Below are 3,064 nucleotides of genomic sequence, written 5' to 3'. Positions count from 1 at the left end.
TTTTCCTTAGCCATCGATACAATCCTCCGCAGAAGAAATAGTCTTGCGCTGATAAAACAAAGGCAGATATTTTCATATCTGCCTTGTTTATATGGAGCTCTTGAGCGGACTTGAACCGCTGACCTCACCCTTACCAAGGGTGTGCTCTACCAACTGAGCTACAAGAGCAAAACACGTTATGCAATAACCAGCAAACTTGGAGCGGGTAGCGGGAATCGAACCCGCATCATCAGCTTGGAAGGCTGAGGTTCTACCACTAAACTATACCCGCGAGGCTTGCGGCTCTCGCTAAAACTGGTGGAGGGAGAAGGATTCGAACCTTCGAAGCTCTCGCAACGGATTTACAGTCCGTCCCCTTTGGCCGCTCGGGAATCCCTCCAGATGTGGCCGGCATTTTATTGATCTGCCGTCCTAGTGTCAAGCGCTTTTTCAAATTTTTTCAATCAAATCTGAAACTTAGCTGCAGTGACACGGCTTGCAATTCAACCACCTGAGTGGTGTTCCCTGCGAAGCGGGCGCCATTCTATCAAGCTATTCACCAGTTGCAATACCCTGGCAGAAAATAATTTGATGTTTTAAGTCTTTGAAATCATTGGAAAGCGCGTCAAGGGCCGCTGGGTCCAACAAGCGTTCACTTTCAGGCTCTACTTTGAGCCAACGCCCCTGGGCACCTGCGACCTGCCCACGGACTGGAGCCGTGGCGATGTCCAGACTCGTCAGCCGCTGACGAAGCGACTCGAGCACCTCGGTCGTCATTGCGCCTCCAACGATGAGGCACTCTTCGCGACGCCGATCAGGTGGCGCCACTCCCGCTTCCCGCAACAGGCGAATGTCCTGCTGACTGCCTTTATAAAGCGAAAGCGGCGTGACATCCTTGACCTTAAGTGGTGCCTCCTGCTGATTCCAGACGTAGTACACACCATTGAGGATCAGCAGCAACAAGAACAACCAGCGCATAGGCACCTCAATTCAATGGGCAGGCCATGGCCAGGCCTACAAAGACCAAGTCGGGCACTACACGCGCGTCAGGCAACGAGTCCCTGACCAGCGGGGCATCCCCTCCCGTCAGGAACACAGCAAAATCCTCGCCCCACATCTCACGCGCTTGCTCAACTTGTGTGCGCACGAAGCCTTGCAGCATCAGCACGCAGCCTCGTTCGACCGCCTCCACCGTTGAGCGACCCGGAGCCAAGCTGACCAGTGCACGCTCGGCAGACGCATCGTCATAGCGAATACGCCGCGTGTGCGTGCGCAGCTGGCTGCGCATCAGAGGCATGCCTGGACAGATATAGCCGCCGAGATGCTCCCCATTGGCCGCCACGAAGTCCGCTTTGGCCGCAGTGCCCAGATCAATGACGAGGCAAGCGCCCTTGGCCAAGTGAAATGCGCCCAGCGTCGCCAGCCAACGATCCATACCAAGGCGCTGATAGTCCTCATAGCCATTGCGCACGCCCGCCATCTCCGGCGCTGACCGTGCGACCTGTGCCTGGACGGCAAACACTTGAGCAATCAGTGACGTCAAAGCGTCGGTTTCTTCTTCACTGCGCACACTGACGATACGGCAAGCCGTAACCTGCACGCATGCCAGCGCTCTGATCTGGTCCATGAGTGTCTGGTCGGAATCCACGATTCCGCCACCCACGATCATTGCGTCGTGAACGTGAATTACCCGCCACTTGATGAAGCTGTTACCGCAATCGAGCTCAAGAATCATCACTCAACCTCAAACTAAGCTCGCCGCCGCTGAAAACTCTCTCCACGCCATCTACACACATGCGCAAACCGCCCTGCCCGTCCACGCCCGCGACTACGCCTTGTACCTGGGTGGCTCCGGCAATGAGCGTGACATTGCGCCCCTGCCAGAGATGCGCTTGCTCCCATTCTTCCTGGAAAGCCGCGAACCCATATCGGCGGTGACGCCCCAGCTCATGCTCCAAGTGGTGGCTCAGCACCGCCACTAAATGATTGCGGTCTACAGGCGCCCCCAATTCTCGACGCATGGATGTCCATCGTTGATCCACCTGCGCATTGGCCTGCATATTCACGTTTATGCCAATGCCCAGCACCACATGGCATACGTCTGCCGGATCACCGATCAACTCGAGCAAGATGCCGGTGACCTTGTGACCATCGACCAGCACGTCGTTAGGCCACTTCAAGCCTACATTCCTTACCCCGAATGCCTGCAATGTGCGCATGACCGCCAACCCCACGACCAGGCTCAGGCCCTCAAGCTGGCGCATGCCGCCATCAATGCGCAGCACCAGACTGAAGTAAAGGTTTTGCGCGAAAGGGCTGATCCATTGCCGGCCGCGTCTCCCGCGACCCGCAGTCTGCTGCTCCGCCAAGACGACGAAGGGCGCTGGCTGTCCTGCCGCCGCCAAGCGCATACCTTCAGCATTGGTCGAGTCGATCGACTCATGGATGAATGTGGGCCAGGCTGCCGCCTCCGCGTATCCTGCGATCGCAGCATTGTCCAGCAGCACCAACGGTGAGGCTAGCTGATAGCCGCGTCCACGTACCTTATGGATACTGAGGTTTAGCTCGCTTTCCAGGTGCTGCAGCTGCTTCCACACCGCACTGCGACTGACGCCCAGAGCCGCCCCCAGAGCTTCTCCGGAATGGAATCGGCCATCCTTGAGGAGATTCAACAACTTCAGCATGCGCGTCTCGACTTCGAATGAGGCTGGCATGATAGCCATGGGGGATTGCCTTGCATAGGACAAGGACCTGCGATTGAGATTGGGGGGGGTACGTTGCACCGGTCCGGCTCAGATACCAGGCCGCCAACCCTCGGGGCTTCCACAGGTGCAATGCCGACCGGCTTATTTGACGCCCAAAGACAAAACCCCTACCTGCATACGCAGATAGGGGTTTTGCGAAATGAATCTTGACGATGACCTACTCTCACATGGGGAAACCCCACACTACCATCGGCGATGCATCGTTTCACTACTGAGTTCGGGATGGGATCAGGTGGTTCCAATGCTCTATGGTCGTCAAGAAATTCTGTAGCCAGAATGTCCTGTTGGACAGCCCAGCGAATTCGGATATGTGATGTTTG

At 56.6% G+C, this 3,064-nt stretch carries 3 protein-coding genes, 3 tRNA genes and 1 rRNA gene; all 7 read right to left on the bottom strand.

Translation table 11 applies throughout. The features are described 5' to 3' along the window. Window positions 1-92: 92 nt before the first annotated feature. A tRNA-Thr gene (locus ACF8GB_RS04990) sits at window positions 93-168 on the bottom strand. 29 nt (window positions 169-197) lie between these two features. Beyond that, window positions 198-271: transfer RNA gene (locus ACF8GB_RS04985), tRNA-Gly, on the bottom strand. A gap of 24 nt (window positions 272-295) precedes the next feature. Beyond that, a tRNA-Tyr gene (locus tag ACF8GB_RS04980) sits at window positions 296-379 on the bottom strand. A gap of 152 nt (window positions 380-531) precedes the next feature. Next, on the bottom strand, window positions 532-957 hold the full coding sequence (locus ACF8GB_RS04975) for a hypothetical protein (protein WP_145257562.1): 426 nt from the start codon (window positions 955-957) through the stop codon (window positions 532-534). Window positions 958-964: 7 nt separating this feature from the next. Continuing rightward, entirely contained in the window at window positions 965-1,714 is a 750-nt protein-coding gene (locus tag ACF8GB_RS04970; RefSeq protein ID WP_196121746.1) for a pantothenate kinase, read from the bottom strand. Then, window positions 1,704-2,663: a bifunctional biotin--[acetyl-CoA-carboxylase] ligase/biotin operon repressor BirA gene (gene birA, locus ACF8GB_RS04965; protein ID WP_078479460.1), complete on the bottom strand. Its 960-nt coding sequence runs from the start codon at window positions 2,661-2,663 to the stop codon at window positions 1,704-1,706. The genes ACF8GB_RS04970 and birA overlap by 11 nt, the downstream gene beginning before the upstream one ends. 225 nt (window positions 2,664-2,888) lie before the next feature. Next, window positions 2,889-3,004: ribosomal RNA gene (gene rrf / locus ACF8GB_RS04960) — 5S ribosomal RNA — on the bottom strand. Window positions 3,005-3,064: the final 60 nt, after the last annotated feature.

The organism is Pseudomonas sp. xss_4, from assembly GCF_043104125.1.
GTDB classification, from domain to species: domain Bacteria; phylum Pseudomonadota; class Gammaproteobacteria; order Pseudomonadales; family Pseudomonadaceae; genus Aquipseudomonas; species Aquipseudomonas parafulva_B.
Note: the sequence above shows the minus strand (reverse complement) of the source record. Positions and strands in the feature narration are given on the sequence as shown.

Excerpts from the sequence above, each read along its gene's own strand:
- ACF8GB_RS04975 (WP_145257562.1), bottom strand. The coding sequence starts at position 957 with ATGCGCTGGTTGTTCTTGTTGCTGCTGATCCTCAATGGTGTGTACTAC.
- ACF8GB_RS04970 (WP_196121746.1), bottom strand. The coding sequence starts at position 1,714 with ATGATTCTTGAGCTCGATTGCGGTAACAGCTTCATCAAGTGGCGGGTA.
- birA (WP_078479460.1), bottom strand. The coding sequence starts at position 2,663 with ATGCTGAAGTTGTTGAATCTCCTCAAGGATGGCCGATTCCATTCCGGA.